This is a genomic window from Microbulbifer mangrovi, assembly GCF_002009015.1.
Taxonomy (GTDB): domain Bacteria; phylum Pseudomonadota; class Gammaproteobacteria; order Pseudomonadales; family Cellvibrionaceae; genus Microbulbifer; species Microbulbifer mangrovi.
The window spans coordinates 33,418-49,173 of sequence record NZ_LZDE01000330.1 but is presented as its reverse complement, the minus strand read 5'-3'; the positions used below and the strand labels follow the sequence as shown (position 1 = coordinate 49,173).

Here is a 15,756-nt window from a genome sequence, read left to right as displayed (position 1 = left end):
CGTGTCTCACAAAGCTGTACCCGGTAGCGGCGCCGCCATGAAGCTCACTTCGAAGCACCGATCAACCGGACCGCGAACTCGCTTTCAAGCTCGCCACAGCGCGATAAGCCTGCTTCGGCCGTCCCTCACGATCAAACATCAGAGGATAGTTGGTGCGCCCAACCACCGGCCAGTCGTTCTTCCAGGATTCCCCGTCTGTGGTGCCCCAGAAAGACACCCGACGAATTTTGTCCCGGTGCTTCAGGAACAGCTTGAACAGAGACTCGTAACGGGCTGCCAGTTCATCGGCGACCTTTTGTGGCAGTGCTTCGGGGAACGGATTGAGTTCCTCGGAATATTCAAACTTGGTGGATATCTCCGCGCCCATATAATCGTAAGCCTTGGGCAGCACATCCACATCCAGCTCGGTGATATGCACATCCAGCCCCGCCGCGGCAATCGCCTCGATACTCGCCTCCAGTTCCGCCAGAGCCGGATCACCCAGGTGGACATGCGCCTGCATGCCCACGCCATTCACCGGCATGCCGTTGCGGCGGAAGCTGGTAATCTGCTCCAGCGCATAGTCGCGCTTCGCCGGCAGGTGCATGCTGTAGTCGTTGTAGAGTAGCTCCGCGTTGGCATCGCCCTCCCGGGCAAGATGGAAGGCACGGATAAAGTAGTCCTCCCCCAGGGTGTTGTACCAGTGGCTCTTTCGCCATTCACCACTATCGGTAACCGCTTCGTTAACCACATCCCACGCCTGGATTTTTCCGCGATAGCGATCCGTCAGCGTGGCAATGTGGTTCTCCATGGTTTTCTGCACCTCGGTTGCGGGACGCAATCGGCCATGGTGGTCGACAAACACCGACTCCGGCATCTGCGAATGCCACACCAGGGTGTGGCCGATGGTGTACATCTGCTGGCGCTGGCCAAAGTCCACAAAGTGATCCGCTCGCTGCCAATCCCAGGTCTCCGCCTGTGGATGGATCTCCTCCCACTTCATGGCATTTTCCGCCGTGATCGCGCTGAACTCGCGGGCGACCAGCGATTCGGTCGCCGGGTTCTGGGCCAGCAGGGTGGTATTGGACAGCGCGGTACCGAGCTTGAAGTCAGCAGCGAATAGCCCCGCCAGACCGTTTGCCTGCGCAGCGCCGGATGTGGTCCCCGCCAGTAGCCGGGTGGGCACGGCACCACCGGTCACCAGGCCCAGCGCGGCTGCCGAGAGCGTCCTGCGCAGGAACTGGCGTCTTTGGCGATTCATCGCCGGGTTAACGGATTGCTTCATGGCTTCTCATCCTCTGCGTTATTGTTGTTCTGGAACCTTTTTGGGCAATATTTGACCGCCCCATGTAAAAGCGGCCTCCGGGGCAAAACGCTAGACAGCCCGGGCGCCTGTGTTATAGTCAACAAGACTATTATGAATATTCGGCGAAAGCCACTGATTCAGCAAAAGTCAGTCAAAAGAAAAATAACGGCAAAAAACAGCGCCGGCACGGAACGATCCGCAGACCGGAGCAGATCAATATAGCGGTTGATAACAATAAAAAACCGAGAGAAAACCATGCAATCTTCAGCGATCAGTATCCGCGAGAAAATCGGCTACGGCCTGGGTGATACCGCCAGCAATATCGTATTCCAGGTGGTGATCAACTTCCTGCTGGTGTTTTACACCGATGTCTTCGGGATTTCCGCTGCTGCGGCTGGCACCCTGTTACTGGTGGTGCGTATCTTCGACGGTATCACCGATCCCCTTGTCGGCGGGATGGCGGATCGCACCCGCTCGCGCTGGGGACGCTACCGGCCCTATCTGCTACTGATGGCACTGCCCTATGCGGGGCTTGCGGTACTGGCATTCACTACACCGGATCTTGGGGATAACGGCAAGCTGGTATACGCCTATATCACGTATACCCTGCTGATGACCGTCTACACCGCGATCAATATTCCCTATTCCGCCCTCGGCGGGGTGATTACCGAAGACACCACTGAACGCGCCTCCATCCAATCCTACCGCTTCGCCATGGCGATGGTGGGCGGTGCACTGGTATCTGCGCTGACACTGCCGCTGGTGAACCTGCTCGGCCAGGGGGACAAGGCATTCGGCTACCAGATGGCAATGGCGGTGATGGCAGCCATTGCGGCGCTGTGTTTCTTTATCTGCTTCTGGTCCACCCGCGAACGGGTCAAGCCCGAGGCCGAGGCACAAACAGACAATACCGGCCTGGTGAAAAATTTCGCCGGGGATTTTTTCAACCTGTTCCGCAATAGCCAGTGGGCGATTATCGCTGCGGCGACCTTTTTCCTGCTGGTACTGGTGGCCATGCGCGGTGCGGTGACGCCGTTTTACGTTACCTATTACTTCCAGTCGGAAAGCCTGGTAAGCATGTTCGTCACCCTGCCTATGCTGGCGGGTGTTGCCGGCGCAGTGAGCACCAACTTCCTGAGCAAACGTTTCTGCAAAGTGCGACTGTTCAACTGGTCCATGATCGGCGTGGTTGTCACGCATGCTGCATTGCTGCCACTGGGGCGCGACCAGGTTTACCTGGCACTGGCACTGGCCATGGCCGCAAATTTCGTGCACATGATTGCGATCCCGCTGGTGTTCTCCATGGTGCCGGATACGGTGGACTGGTTCGCCCGCAAGGGACACCCGAAGAAAATGGCCATGGCCTATTCCGGCCACCTGATGGCACTGAAACTCGGCCTCGCGTTCGGCGGTGCCAGTGCAGGCTGGCTGCTGGGATATTTTGACTATGTACCCAACGCCGAACAAAGCGAACGTACACTTACCGGCATCGTGTTGATCTTTGCCGCGGGTCCGGTCATCTGCACCCTGATCACCATGGCGATATTCCGTCGCTACCGCCTTACCAATGCCTGCATTGCCGACGGCGCGCAAACTGCGCAGGCCGCGGATTTATCCACACCCTCCCCCAAAGCCGCCCCTGCGGCTTCCAGCTGAAATTGTTTACGAAGTAAGGACGTGATGAACAATCCAATATTGAAAGGCTTCAACCCGGACCCCTCCATCGTACGCGTCGGGGACGATTACTATATCGCCACCTCCACATTTGAATGGTATCCCGGGGTACAGATTCATCACTCGAAAGACCTGGTGAACTGGCGACTGGTGAGCCGGCCACTGAATCGCGCGGCGCTGCTCGACATGCGTGGCAACCCGGATTCCTGCGGCGTTTGGGCACCCTGCCTGTCCTACTGTGACGGGCTGTTTTACCTGGTGTATACCGACGTAAAGCGCTTCAACGGTAGTTTCAAGGATGCGCACAATTACATCACGACCTGCGACACTATCGATGGCGAATGGAGTGACCCGGTTCATATAAACAGCAGCGGCTTCGACCCTTCCCTCTATCACGATGATGACGGTCGCAAGTGGTTCCTGAATATGGTGTGGGATCACCGCACCGGCAAAAACCCGTTCGGCGGTATCCTGCTGCAGGAATACGATGCGCAAGCGCAAAAGCTGGTCGGGCCGGTGACCAATATTTTCCGCGGTACCGAAGCGGGGCTTACGGAAGCCCCGCATATCTACAAGCGCAACGACTACTACTATCTGCTCACCGCGGAGGGGGGTACCGGTTACGAGCACCGTATGACGTTCGCCCGCGCGGAAAATATTCAGGGTCCCTACGAGTTGGACCCGGCCGGGTACTTTCTCACCTCTGTGGATAACCCGGACCTGGTGCTACAGCGCTCCGGCCACGGGGACATTGTGGACACGCCCCAGGGGGAAGTCTTTGCGGTGCACCTTTCCACCCGTCCATTGCCGGGAAGCAAGCGCAGTCCACTGGGGCGCGAGACGGCTATACAGCGCGCACGCTGGAGCGAGGATGGCTGGTTGCGTCTCGCCCACGGCAACAACCAGCCACGCGCCACCCTGGACGGGCCCGATCTGCCGCCGCATCCCTGGCCACAGGATCCGGCCCGGGACGATTTCGACAGCGCCAAGCTGCCCATGCATTACCAGTGGCTGCGTACGCCTTACCCGGAAAACTTCTACAGCCTCAAGGATCGCCCCGGGTATCTGCGTTTATACGGCAAGCAATCCATTGGCAACGAGTTCGAACAGGCGCTGATCGCGAGACGCCAGCAGGCATTCCGCTTTTCCGCGACCACCCGTGTGGAGTTTGCACCCGAGACGTTCCAGCAGATGGCGGGTATTACCTGTTACTACAACGGGCAGAAATTCCACTATCTGTATATTTCCCACGACGAGGAGCACGGCAAACACTTGGGGATCCTGAGTCACAGCGAAGGCGAAGTAACCAACCTGCAGTTCCCCCTCGGGCTTTACGGTTCCGGTGACGAAAAGGTGGTGCCGGTGCCGGCCAACAGGGCCCTTTGGCTGCGCGCAGAAGTGGCCTACGACAAGCTGGACTTTCTCTGGTCGGAGGATGGGGAAAACTGGCAGCCGGTGGGTACCACCCTGGACTACAGCATTGTGTCTGACGAGGCGGGGCGCGGAGAGGGGGCCAGCTTTACCGGCGCCTTTGTGGGTATGACCTGCCAGGATATTTCCGGGGCCAACTGCCCCGCCGACTTTGATTTCTTCGAGTATCTGGAGCAGTAACCAGCTCGCGGAGATCGGAGCCTGGAGATGGTTGGATTTTCAGGTAGCTAATGGTGAGTAGTCTCTCTCACAAACCTTTGGCCCGGGGCAGCTGTGCTCCGGGCTTTTTTTATTCCTTCGACGAAAACCGAACGCTTTACACCTCGAATACGAAACCCTGCTCGGTTAACTCCTTGTACACCTTGAGATCGAAACGGTACAGGTTGGCCGCGCGATAACTGACCCCGGACTGTTTCTCATCGGTGGAAACCAGCAGGTTCATTTTCATCATTTTGCGGCGGAAGTTTGGCTTGTCGAGAGTGATATTCAGTACCGCTTCGTACAAACGCTGTAATTCCAGCAAGGTGAATTTCTCCGGCAACAGGTTGAACCCGATGGGTTCGTGTCGCACCTTGTGCTTGAGCCGTGTCAGTGCGGCGCTCAATATGCGCTGGTGGTCAAAGATCAATTCCGGCGTATCCCGCACATTCACCCACTGCGCGTCCATCTCTGATTTACCAACAGACAGTGCGTGGGCATCGGAGCGCACCAGGGCAAAGAAGGCCACGGTGATGATGCGGTCCCCCGGGTGCCGCTCCAGGTCGCTGAAAGCGTGCAGTTGTTCGAGGAAGATATCCTTGACCCCGGTGCGATCCTGCAACACCCGGCTGGCCGCCTGCTCGAGCGTTTCACCCTGCTTGAGCCAGTCCCCCGGGAGCCCCCAGCGACCGCGACTCTCGCCCTCCCCGTGCTTGACGATCAGCACTTTCAGTTCGCCATCGTCGAAACCAAAAATGACATTGTCTACCGTGAGTGCGTGTTTGGGAGTATCCATAGATCCGCTTCTGGCCGAGTTTCCGGTATAAGCTGCCACCGGAGCGTTATTTTAACTGGGTAAAACTGCGGATTATTCCACAGATAGCGGTGCTTGGCAGCGCCAGCGGGACGCGGCCCCGGGGCGCGTCAGCCATGACCATCTACACTAGAATGGAAACGCCCATGCAGAAACCGACCAAATATGATGCTATGGTCACCCCTCTGTTTTAGCGATGGATCCTTTATGAAAACTCTATTCCTTACCTTTGCCAGTCTGCTGCTCACTACCCAGCTCGCGGTCGCCGATGTGGTGGGTCGCTGGCAGACGATCGACGATGAAACCGGGCAGGCCAAGTCGATTGTGGAAATCTACGAACAGGGCGGTAAATACTATGGCCGCGTTGTCGACCTGCTGATGAAGCCGGACGATACGGTGTGTGATGCCTGCCCCGGTGACAGGAAAGGCCAGAAAATCGTTGGTATGAACATCGTCACCAATATGGTGAAGAAAGGGGATATTTACGAGGGCGGCCAGATCCTGGACCCGACCAAGGGCAAGGTTTACGACTGCAAGATGTGGGAAGAAGGTGGCAACCTGAAAGTGCGCGGTTACCTGGGCTTTTTCTACCGTACCCAAACCTGGCAGCCGGTTAAATAGAGCGCTTTTACGGGCCGCCCGCATAGAAGAGCTTTGGGGCAGCCGCCCTGGTGGCCCTGTGCTCCACAACCTGTCGGCAAATGTTCCGCACAGCGCCACCAGGGCGGCTTTCGCTTCTGGCCGTTAGGTGTCTATGAGCAGCGAGGCAATTTCTGATTCGATTTTGGACTCAGTTTTTTGCCTGGCTGCTTTTTTCCGGATTGGATAAAAGGAATACCAGTGGCATTGCCGCGATGTTGATCCACATCAGCATCTGGAAATCGTTCACGTAGGCAATTTCCGCGGCCTGGCGGGTGATCTCTTCCATGACAGCACCGGGCAGCACGGAAATGGCATCCGCCGACGGCAGGCCATTCAGCATACCCGCAGGCAATTGCACCCGCTCACCCAGCTGCTGCTGGTTGATCCACAGATTACGCGTCAGTGCTGCCATCACAATCGATACCCCGATACTGCTACCGAGATTTCGCGACAGGCTGAACAGCGCGGTCGCCTCACCGCGAAAGCGCGGCGCCAGGGTGGCGTAAGAGAGGGTGGAAATCGGTACGAATACCAGTCCCAGTCCAAGCCCCTGCAGCACGCCGGTGACAATCAGGTCGTGCTGGCTCACCTGCAGATTGAACCCGGTCATTTCCCACAGGGAGTATGACACCAGGCCCATGCCGACCAGGATCAACCCGCGGGCGTCAAAACGCTGCATCAGCTTGCCCACCACCATCATGGAAATCATGGTGCCGACGCCCCGCGGCATCAGGATAAGGCCGGTGGTCACCACCGGATAGCCCTTCCACTGCTGCAGGAAGGGCGGCAACAATGCCATGGTGGCGAGCAGGATAATTCCCACAACAAAGATAAACAGCAGTCCGGAAACATAGTTGCGATCGCGGAACAGTTCCGGGGAAAGAAACGGGTTGCTGGTGGTGCGGGAATGTACCACGAACAGGTACAAACCGAGCACGGCAAGGATGGCGTACAGCTGTATTTCCAGCGCCTCGAACCACTCCACCTGCTCACCGCGGTCGAGCAGCATCTGCAGTGCACCTACCGCCAGCGCCAGCAGCCCGAAACCAAGGCTGTCGAAGCGCTGTTTGCGGGTTTCACTTTCCGGCACGCAGAAATAGATCCCGAGCATGGAGAGGATGCCAAACGGCAGGTTGATATAGAACACCCAGCGCCAGGAGTAATACTCCGTCAGCCAGCCACCCAGTGTTGGCCCCAGCACCGGGCCGATCATTACTCCCACCCCCCAGATACTCATGGCGGATGCGTGTTTTTCTTTGGGAAAGGTGTCGAGCAGCGTGGCCTGGGAAAGGGGGACCAGGGAAGCGCCGAAGACACCCTGCAGCAGCCGCCACAGGATCATTTCATTCAGGCTGCCCGCCTGGCCGCACAACATGGAGGAGATGGTGAAGCCACCTACCGACCACAGGAATACCTGCCGGCGCCCGAAGCGCTGGGCAAGGTAGCCCACCGGGGGAGTCATGATCGCAGCGGCGACGATATAGGAAGTCAGCACCCAGGTGATCTGGTCACTGCTCGCGCCCAGACTGCCCTGCATATGTGGCAGGGCCACGTTGGCGATGGTGGTATCCAACACCTGCATGATGGTGGCCAGCATGATACTGACCGTGATCATCGCCTCGCCGCCGGAAGCCCGCGCTGCCGACATCGGCGCGCCGCTGCCGGTGCCTGCCGCGCCGCTTACCCCGGTGCTCATGGCGCCAGCACAACCCGGCCGCCGCTGGCATCGGTCGCGCGGGCGGATACCAGCTTGTTGTCTTCAGAGATATCGATTTCGACTTCCGCACTCATACCGGCGCGCAGCACCGGTCGATCTTCCGCGGGTAGCAGTCGCAGGCGCACCGGCACACGCTGTACCACCTTTACCCAGTTGCCGCTCGCATTTTGCGGCGGAATCAACGCGAACTCACTGCCACTGGCGCCACTGAGGCTTTCTACCAAAGCCTGGAATTTGACACCGGGATAGGCGTCGACGGTAATTTCTGCCTGCTGGCCCGCGCGCACTTTTTCCAGCTGGGTTTCCTTGAGGTTGGCTTCCACCCACATGGCCTCGGTGCCGAGCATGCTCACCACAGACAGCCCCGCCGGAGCCATTTCTCCCACCTGTGGCGCCTCGTTGGCGATGACACCGGCAACCGGTGCAACGATGCGCGTGCGCGACAGCTGGTAACGGGCCTTGTCCAGCTGGGCCTGGGCCACCATGACATCCGCCTGCTGCTCCAGTGGCACCTGGGAATTCCCGCCCAGTTCCGCGCGCAGGCTCGCGAGTTTTTCAGAGCTGATCGCGATGCGCGCACGCGCCTGATCCAGCTTCTGGCGGGATTCGTCCAGCTGGGATTCCGATAGTGCCACCTTGCCCAGTTTTTCGTTGCGCTCCAGCTGGCGCCGGAAAAACTCCGCGTCTGTCTGCGCCTGTTGCAACTCAGCTTCCGCTTCTGCGTACTCGGCCTGACGGGCGTGCACCTGATTTTTTACCTGTGCCAGATGCGCTTCGGCTTCAGCAACCGCGAGCCGAAACGGAGTATCGTCCAGCTGTACCAGCAGGTCGCCCTTGTTCACTGCCTGATTCGCGCGCACCGCGACCTCGGCCACAATGCCGCTCACTTCCGGAGCCAGGGCGATCTTGTCCGCCTTTACATAGGCATTTTCCGTGTGCACGCTGCTGCCACCACCCCAGATGGCCCAGGCCGTCACGGCTCCGGCCACCACAAGCCCCAGGGCGAAGCCGATACGACGGGATTTCTGTTTTTGCTCTGCACTGCTTTCCACGGAATCGTTTTCCTCGATTTTGTTCTGGGCTGGCTCAGTCACTGACCACCTCCTCTCGGCTCAGGTTCTGGTGCACCCGGCCCAACAAGTTCATCAACTGCTGTTGTTCTTCGGCAGTGATTCCCGACAGGGCCTGGCTGCGAGTTTCCGCAGCGAGCCCCTGCAGGATCTCGAGCACCGGTGCCGCAGCCGCTGTCAGATAAATCCGGAAACATCGGCGGTCCTGGGGGTCCTGCCGGCGCTCCACCAAGCCCTCCGCTTCCAGCAGGTCGATCTGGCGGGTCAGCGTAATCGGCGCCACATCCATGCGTTCGGCGAGCTCCGCCTGCTTCATGCCCTCGTTTCGATTGAGAATCCACAGCACCTGCCAGCGCGCACGGGTCAGCCCGTGGGTCTTCGCGCGGCGATCAAAGTTTCGTTTTAACAGGCGTGCGGTGGTGTGCAGCTCAAAACCCAGCTGCGCCGCGATGTCGGATTTATTCATTTTTCACTTGAGAGATTGTGGGGCGCACAGGAGCTTGTCCCGGGCTAAGTGAGCTTATTGTAAGCATGCTTACTAATTTCGCAAGCGAACTGCTGACTCATCAGTTTCAGGAGTGAACCTTGATGCATAAAAAAAGCGGCCGATTGGCCGCTTTTTCATCCTGACGGGAGCGCAGGTTACTTCCTCTGAACTTCCACCTTGTCTACCTTCTGGAATCCACGCGGCAGCTTGTTGCCGCGACGGCCCCGCTCCCCCTGATAGTGCTCCAGCTCCGCGATCTTGATCTTGGTATGGCGCTTGCCGGCGTGAACGAGCAGCTGGTCGCTGCCCTCCAGCACCGCAATGCCCACCACAAATTCCTCACGGCTGGCGGCGCGGGCCGCGGGGATGTTGATGATCTTGTTGCCCTTGCCCTTGGACAGTTCCGGCAGTTCGGAAACCGGGAACACCAGCATGCGACCCTCGCTGGTTACTGCTGCGAGCAGCGCCTCATCCGGGTTTTCGATTTCTTGTGGCGGCAGCACGCGGGCATTTTTCGGCAGGCTCAGCATGGCCTTGCCCGCCTTGTTGCGCGACTGAAGATCCGCATATTTGGCGATAAAGCCGTAACCGGCATCGCTGGCCAGCAGGACTTTCTGATCGTCTGCCCCCATCAGCAGGCCTTCGAAAGTGGCCCCCGACGGCGGATTGATACGCCCGGAAAGCGGTTCGCCCTGGCCCCGCGCCGACGGCAGGGTATGCGCGGCAATGGCGTAACTGCGCCCGGTACTGTCGAGCAGTAGCGCGGGCTGGTTACTCTTGCCGCGGGCGGCGTATTTGAAGCCATCCCCCGCCTTGTAACTGAGTGAAGTCGGATCGATTTCGTGGCCCTTGGCCTGGCGAATCCAACCCTTGTCGGACAGCACCACGGTAATCGGATCCGAGGTCAGCAGGTCAGCCTCGTTGAACGCCTTGGCCTCCTCGCGCTGCACGATCGGCGAACGGCGCTCATCGCCGAACTCGTCGGCGGCCTGCAACAGTTCCTTTTTGATCAGGGTTTTCAGGCGGCGCGCGCTATCCAGGGTCTTGGTGAGGGTATCGCGTTCTTTTTCCAGTTCTGCCTGCTCGCCGCGGATCTTCATCTCCTCGAGGCGGGCCAACTGGCGCAACTTGGTATCGAGGATATATTCCGCCTGCACATCGCTGAGCTCGAAGCGACGCATCAGCTCCTGCTTTGGCTCATCGTGGGTGCGGATAATCTCGATCACTTCATCGATATTCAGGAACGCAACCAGCAAACCGGCCAACAGGTGCAGTCGCCTTTCGACCTTATCGAGGCGGAACTGCAAGCGACGGCGCGTGGTGACGGTACGGAAGCTCAGCCACTCGGTCAGGATCTTGTCCAGGGACTTCACCTGCGGGCGACCGTCGATGCCGATCATGTTCAGGTTGACCCGGTAGCTCTTCTCCAGGTCGGTGGTGGCAAACAGGTGGTTCATCACCTGATCCAGGTCCACCCGGTTGGACTTGGGCACGATCACCAGACGCGTGGGATTCTCGTGATCGGACTCATCCCGCAGGTCGGCCACCATTGGCAACTTCTTCGCCTGCATCTGTGCCGCGATCTGCTCCAGCACTTTGGAGCCGCTGGCCTGGTACGGCAGCGCGGTAATCACGATATCGCCATCTTCGCGGGTCCATACCGCGCGCATCTTCACCGAGCCCTTGCCGGTCTCGTACATCTTCTGCAGATCAGCGCGGGGAGAGATGATCTCCGCCTCGGTGGGCATGTCCGGGCCCTGGATAAACTCGCACAGCTCACTGACCGTGGCCTTGGGGTTCTCCAGCATATGCACGGTGGCATCCACCACCTCGCGCAGGTTGTGCGGGGGAATATCCGTGGCCATGCCCACCGCGATACCGGTGGTGCCATTCAGCAGGATATTGGGTACCCGAGCAGGCAGCACCGCGGGCTCATCCATGGTGCCATCGAAGTTGGCCTGCCAGTCCACGGTGCCCTGCCCCAGTTCAGACAGCAGCACTTCGGAGTACTTGCCCATACGGGATTCGGTATACCGCATGGCAGCGAACGACTTGGGATCATCCGGGGAACCCCAGTTGCCCTGGCCATCCACCAGCGGATAGCGATAGCTGAACGGCTGCGCCATCAACACCATCGCTTCGTACACCGCGCTGTCGCCGTGGGGATGGTACTTACCGATGACGTCGCCCACGGTGCGGGCGGACTTCTTGTACTTGGCCGTGTTCTTCAGGCCCAGCTCGCTCATGGCGTAGACAATGCGGCGCTGAACCGGCTTGAGGCCGTCGCCGATATTAGGCAGGGCGCGATCGAGGATTACGTACATGGAATAGTCCAGATACGCCTTCTCGGTGTACTCCGCCAGGTTCTGGCGTTCTGACGCTTCAAAGACAGAGGGCTCGGTCATACTGCGAGAGTCTCGTTATTTTGTTCGAAGAGGGGGGATTATGGCGGACACCGGCTGGTGGTTCAAAGGCCTGGGGCCCGGCACCGCTGCATTGCGCTACTCGGGGCATTCCTGATAAAAACACCTCTGCTCATCGATACCGCGCCATATACCCGCGCACAACAGCAAGGATGCCCCACGATGTCCGTCTTGTTTGCCTGCCTGCACCACCTGGCTTTCCTCGCGCTCGCGGTGACGCTTACCGTCCAGCTGGTGATACTGGGCCAGCCGCTGACACTGCAGAACGCGCGCAAATTGCAGATTGTCGACCGGATCCTGGGGCTATCGGCACTCACTCTGCTGGTAGTGGGCGTGATGCGGGTATTTTATTTTGAAAAAGGGGCCGCCTATTATTTCCACAATGTGGCCTTCCACGGCAAGCTCACCCTGTTTGCTATCGCCGCCCTCCTTTCCATTTACCCGACAATTCAATTCCTGCGCTGGAGCAAATCCCTGAAACAGGGCGAGCTGCCGCAATTGCCTCCCAAACAACTGCGCAGGCTGCGTATCTGCGTACATGCAGAGCTCACCGCCATGGCTGGCATGGCCCTGTGCGCGGCACTGATGGCCAAAGGTGTCGGCCAGTTTGGCTGAGCAAAGCACAAGCGGGCTGGTGCTGCGCGGCCTCTCCGTGGGCGAGCTGGAAGCGACCGACTTGCAAATTGCCACCGGAGAAATCGTGTGCCTGTCAGGCCCTTCGGGCTGTGGAAAAAGTCGCCTGTTGCGCGCGATCGCTGACCTGGAGCCGCACTGTGGCAGTGTCCTGCTGGGTAAACAGGCACAGGCCGATCTCCCCGCGCATCAGTGGCGAAAGGCGGTGATGATGGTACCGGCGGAAAGCCACTGGTGGTTTGAAACCGTGGGCGAGCATTTCCACCACGATCAGCAGGACGCACTGCGCGCACTGGGCATCAGCCCGCAGGCATTCGAGTGGCCGGTAGCCCGTCTGTCATCCGGGGAGAAACAGCGTCTGGCAGTACTCCGCGCTCTGCAATACAAACCCCATGCCCTTCTGCTCGACGAACCCACCGCCAACCTCGACGAAGACAGCACTATGCAGGTAGAGCAATGGCTGTGTAACCAGATCCGCGAAAGGCTATTACCCGTGTTGTGGGTAGCCCACCGTGAGGACCAGATTCAGCGGGTAGCAGACCGGCATTTTCATATTGAAGACCGACGGCTGCAGCCGAGGGAGCTGAAACCGTGAATGTCATCGACCTCAGCTGGTGGCACCTGGGGATTGCCGCCGGGCTGGTGCTGGCACTGGCGGCCTGTACCTGGCTGGCACAATTGAAAATCGGCCGCTCTCTGCTGGTTGCCGCGGCGCGCACGGCTATTCAACTGGCTTTGATCGGCCTGGTACTGGAAACCCTGTTCGCCGCAGGCAGCCTGCACTGGGTGGCGTTGATGGGTATTGTCATGCTGCTACTGGCCGGGCGCGAAGTGGTGGCCCGGCAGCGCTACCGCCTGCGCGGAGGCTGGAGCTTCGGTATCGGCACCCTCTCCATGTTTATCTCTGCATTCAGTATCACGGTACTGACGCTGGTGGTAATCATCGGGCCCGAGCCCTGGTATACCCCGCAATACGCCATTCCTCTCCTCGGCATGCTGCTCGGCAATACCATGACCGGCGTGGCGCTGGGATTGGAACGGTTGACGGAGGGCGCGCGTCGGGCCCGCGGGGAAATCGAGGGGAGGCTAATGCTGGGGGAGCACTGGAAGCAGGCCAGCGCCCAGCTGCGTCGCGATGCCATGCGCGCGGGACTGATGCCCACCATCAACGCGATGGCCGCAGCCGGCATCGTATCGCTGCCGGGGATGATGACCGGCCAGATACTCGCCGGAAGTCCTCCGGCGCTGGCCGTGAAATATCAGATTCTGATCATGTTCACCATCACCGCGGGCACCGGGTTCGGCACCTTCGCGGCGGTGGCGCTGTGTACCCGGCGACTGTTTGACTCGCGGGAAAGGCTGCGCCTCGACCGAATCGTTACAACAAGCCGGCCGCGGGGGTAAATCGCATTAAACTGGTACCGGACGGCGCACGGGGCTCTTGCCTTTAACCTGCTGATCCGAATTGAATCCCATATAGGTTTCATACGCCCGGGCCAACATATCGTCTTTCAGCGTGTTCAGGTCGTAGATGGTTTTGCACTTGTCGAAGTTGGCAAAATCCACCATCACAATATTGGGGAAAAATGCCTTCATACGCATCTTGCCGCCCCACTCCAGGCACTTGATACGCTCCTGTTCCAACTGGTGGCCAATTGACGCCTCCAGGCCGCTGCGCCAGAGCTCACTCATCTTATGTACCCCGGTGCGATTCCACAGCACATCGTCACGTTCCTTGATACTGTGGCTCAAACCGGTCGCCGTCCAATACATCATGCCCAGCACATTGGGCGACTGCATATCGTTCGAGCAGGCCATCTGCAGCATGATTTTCTGCTGTTTGGTGTAGTTTTCCTTGCGCTTGTCACGCTTGGTTTTCCAGATGTACTTGATATTGGTGCCGCCCTTGCCGAAATACTGCATCCCCGGAAAATTCGGTACGTAGGCTTTGTTGGCCCCTTTTTTGGCTTTCAGTGAACGAAAACTGAGGATGCCGTCCTGCGGGCCGGATGTGACTCCCGCCTTTTTCAGTGCGCCCTCGTTAAAAACGCAAACTACCTTGCCGGCCAGGTCTTCCAGCGTGAGTTTGCTGAATTCGACATTCTGGTGGTATTTGAAAATATTGTTGCCAAGAATGGCGATACAGGTCTCCGCGATCAACTCCCAGTTCGTGCACTTATCAAACTTGAGTATCAGGAATTCCTTGCTGGTCAGTTTATCGGTAACGAAGGTTTTCGCTTGATTCAGGATATCCACCAGAGAAATTCCGGTGGAACCATAAAACATGCCGTTGTAGACGGAAATATCGTGGGTTTTGTTGGTGATATTGCTTTTCATGGTGCGATCTTTCGCACCTTTGCCGCTGCCGTGATAAGCGTATTGTTTCGCGCCGTGCTTTCCACCTTTGGTGAGAATACGCAGGTCAAACAGTCGCACTCCGACTCGGGCCTGCTCCAGGATATTCAGGTCCTGGGTCTGCACGTTACTTTTGCCGGAGGTAATAGCCGCATCGTGGCTGCCGGCAAAAATTATCTCATGTAGGCGCCGCTGCGGCCCCAATCGATAGTAGGTAATGGCCACTTCACTCTCCCTGTTTCTAATTCCTGTATTGCCTCACCCGACACCGCCTGTTGCACAAATTTGGTGAAAAGTGACATTTAGCCCCATGGGCGACGCAATAAAGCCATAAAAGACCTGTAGGGTCACGTTCTTAATCGCGCCAACCCGGGCTGCAGGCGGAATTACCCTTCAGTATCAAAAGCAGTGACTCAAGAATTCGACAAACTGGTTCCAAAGTACCAGTTGCGGACAGGAATTTTCACAGGAAGATTTGGCGGAAAGTTGTGACAGCAGAGGTTGCTAATGTTAACTGGCACAACTCGCCGCAAGGAAGATGCCAAGCAAGTGATTAAAGGGACTTGGATAAAAAGCGACTAAAGGGGTCCGGAAGGTAGGTTCCGAACGGGCCGCAATCTTCGAAACCAAAGCGCCGATACAGGCTGACCGCTGGAGCAAAAGCCTCATTTGTCCCGGTCTCCAGGCTTACCCGTTTATAGCATCGGGATTTCGCCTCTTGCAGAATACGCTCCAGTAATCTGGCAGCGATTCCCTGCCGCAGAAAATTTTTCTCCGTGCGCATGGATTTAATTTCTCCGTGCTCGGGAGAAAGCTGCTTTAACGCACCACAGGCGACCAGCTCACCATCAACTCGCGCTCCCCAGAATGTGATCGACGAATGTTTCATCGCCGGGGTATCCAGCGCATGGATACTGTCAGGCGGTGAATAAAGGCGCATCTCGGCGAGATGCGCCTCGAGCAACTGGATAATTGCGCCATCACTCAAGTCGTCGACCTGAATTTTTACTTGCTGCACACTGCTGTC

14 protein-coding genes are annotated in these 15,756 nt (G+C 58.4%); 6 read left to right on the top strand and 8 right to left on the bottom strand.

The genetic code is table 11. The features are described from left to right. Positions 1-61 precede the first annotated feature (61 nt). On the bottom strand, positions 62-1,264 hold the full coding sequence (locus B4U49_RS13645) for an endo-1,4-beta-xylanase (protein ID WP_239692631.1): 1,203 nt from the start codon (positions 1,262-1,264) through the stop codon (positions 62-64). A 276-nt stretch (positions 1,265-1,540) separates the two neighbouring features. On the opposite strand from B4U49_RS13645, the gene B4U49_RS13640 reads away from it, so the two are divergent. Together B4U49_RS13640 and B4U49_RS13635 are read left to right on the top strand one after the other, a co-directional pair. Next, positions 1,541-2,941 carry a glycoside-pentoside-hexuronide (GPH):cation symporter gene (locus B4U49_RS13640; RefSeq protein WP_078085153.1) on the top strand — a complete coding sequence of 467 codons (1,401 nt, stop codon included), beginning with the start codon at positions 1,541-1,543 and terminating at the stop codon, positions 2,939-2,941. Between the two features lie 24 nt (positions 2,942-2,965). After that, entirely contained in the window at positions 2,966-4,570 is a 1,605-nt protein-coding gene (locus B4U49_RS13635; RefSeq protein WP_078085152.1) for a glycoside hydrolase family 43 protein, read from the top strand. Positions 4,571-4,706: 136 nt separating this feature from the next. Here the strand turns inward: B4U49_RS13635 and B4U49_RS13630 are convergent, their stop codons facing one another. Continuing rightward, positions 4,707-5,384, bottom strand: coding sequence for an NUDIX hydrolase (locus tag B4U49_RS13630; protein WP_078085151.1), 678 nt, complete (start codon positions 5,382-5,384; stop codon positions 4,707-4,709). Positions 5,385-5,609: 225 nt separating this feature from the next. Between B4U49_RS13630 and B4U49_RS13625 the strand changes: the two genes are divergently transcribed. Further along, positions 5,610-6,023: a DUF2147 domain-containing protein gene (locus B4U49_RS13625; RefSeq protein ID WP_143735669.1), complete on the top strand. Its 414-nt coding sequence runs from the start codon at positions 5,610-5,612 to the stop codon at positions 6,021-6,023. A 169-nt stretch (positions 6,024-6,192) separates the two neighbouring features. Here B4U49_RS13625 and B4U49_RS13620 read toward each other — a convergent pair whose 3' ends face one another. From B4U49_RS13620 to parC, 4 genes are all read right to left on the bottom strand, one after another. Beyond that, the gene (locus tag B4U49_RS13620) at positions 6,193-7,740 is read right to left on the bottom strand and encodes a DHA2 family efflux MFS transporter permease subunit (RefSeq protein WP_078085150.1); all 1,548 of its coding nucleotides are present in this window, start codon (positions 7,738-7,740) and stop codon (positions 6,193-6,195) included. Beyond that, complete coding sequence (locus B4U49_RS13615) at positions 7,737-8,855, bottom strand: HlyD family secretion protein (RefSeq protein WP_204903046.1); 1,119 nt, start codon at positions 8,853-8,855, stop codon at positions 7,737-7,739. Before B4U49_RS13615 ends, B4U49_RS13620 begins: the two co-directional genes overlap by 4 nt. Then, the gene (locus tag B4U49_RS13610; RefSeq protein ID WP_078085149.1) at positions 8,848-9,297 is read right to left on the bottom strand and encodes a MarR family winged helix-turn-helix transcriptional regulator; all 450 of its coding nucleotides are present in this window, start codon (positions 9,295-9,297) and stop codon (positions 8,848-8,850) included. Before B4U49_RS13610 ends, B4U49_RS13615 begins: the two co-directional genes overlap by 8 nt. A 176-nt stretch (positions 9,298-9,473) precedes the next feature. Next, the gene (gene parC, locus B4U49_RS13605) at positions 9,474-11,723 is read right to left on the bottom strand and encodes a DNA topoisomerase IV subunit A (protein ID WP_078085148.1); all 2,250 of its coding nucleotides are present in this window, start codon (positions 11,721-11,723) and stop codon (positions 9,474-9,476) included. Positions 11,724-11,903: 180 nt separating this feature from the next. Between parC and B4U49_RS13600 the strand changes: the two genes are divergently transcribed. Genes B4U49_RS13600 through B4U49_RS13590 form a run of 3 tightly spaced genes read left to right on the top strand, consistent with a single transcriptional unit; the run spans position 11,904 to position 13,778 of the window. After that, positions 11,904-12,356, top strand: a complete 453-nt coding sequence (locus B4U49_RS13600; protein ID WP_078085147.1) for a DUF2214 family protein — start codon at positions 11,904-11,906, stop codon at positions 12,354-12,356. Beyond that, the gene (locus B4U49_RS13595; RefSeq protein ID WP_204903045.1) at positions 12,349-12,969 is read left to right on the top strand and encodes an ABC transporter ATP-binding protein; all 621 of its coding nucleotides are present in this window, start codon (positions 12,349-12,351) and stop codon (positions 12,967-12,969) included. Before B4U49_RS13600 ends, B4U49_RS13595 begins: the two co-directional genes overlap by 8 nt. Continuing rightward, positions 12,966-13,778 carry an ABC transporter permease gene (locus B4U49_RS13590; RefSeq protein WP_078085146.1) on the top strand — a complete coding sequence of 271 codons (813 nt, stop codon included), beginning with the start codon at positions 12,966-12,968 and terminating at the stop codon, positions 13,776-13,778. Before B4U49_RS13595 ends, B4U49_RS13590 begins: the two co-directional genes overlap by 4 nt. A 6-nt stretch (positions 13,779-13,784) precedes the next feature. Here B4U49_RS13590 and B4U49_RS13585 read toward each other — a convergent pair whose 3' ends face one another. Then, positions 13,785-14,954: a PI-PLC domain-containing protein gene (locus B4U49_RS13585; protein WP_078085145.1), complete on the bottom strand. Its 1,170-nt coding sequence runs from the start codon at positions 14,952-14,954 to the stop codon at positions 13,785-13,787. Between the two features lie 328 nt (positions 14,955-15,282). After that, positions 15,283-15,747, bottom strand: coding sequence for a GNAT family N-acetyltransferase (locus B4U49_RS13580; protein WP_239692630.1), 465 nt, complete (start codon positions 15,745-15,747; stop codon positions 15,283-15,285). Between the last annotated feature and the right edge of the window lie 9 nt (positions 15,748-15,756).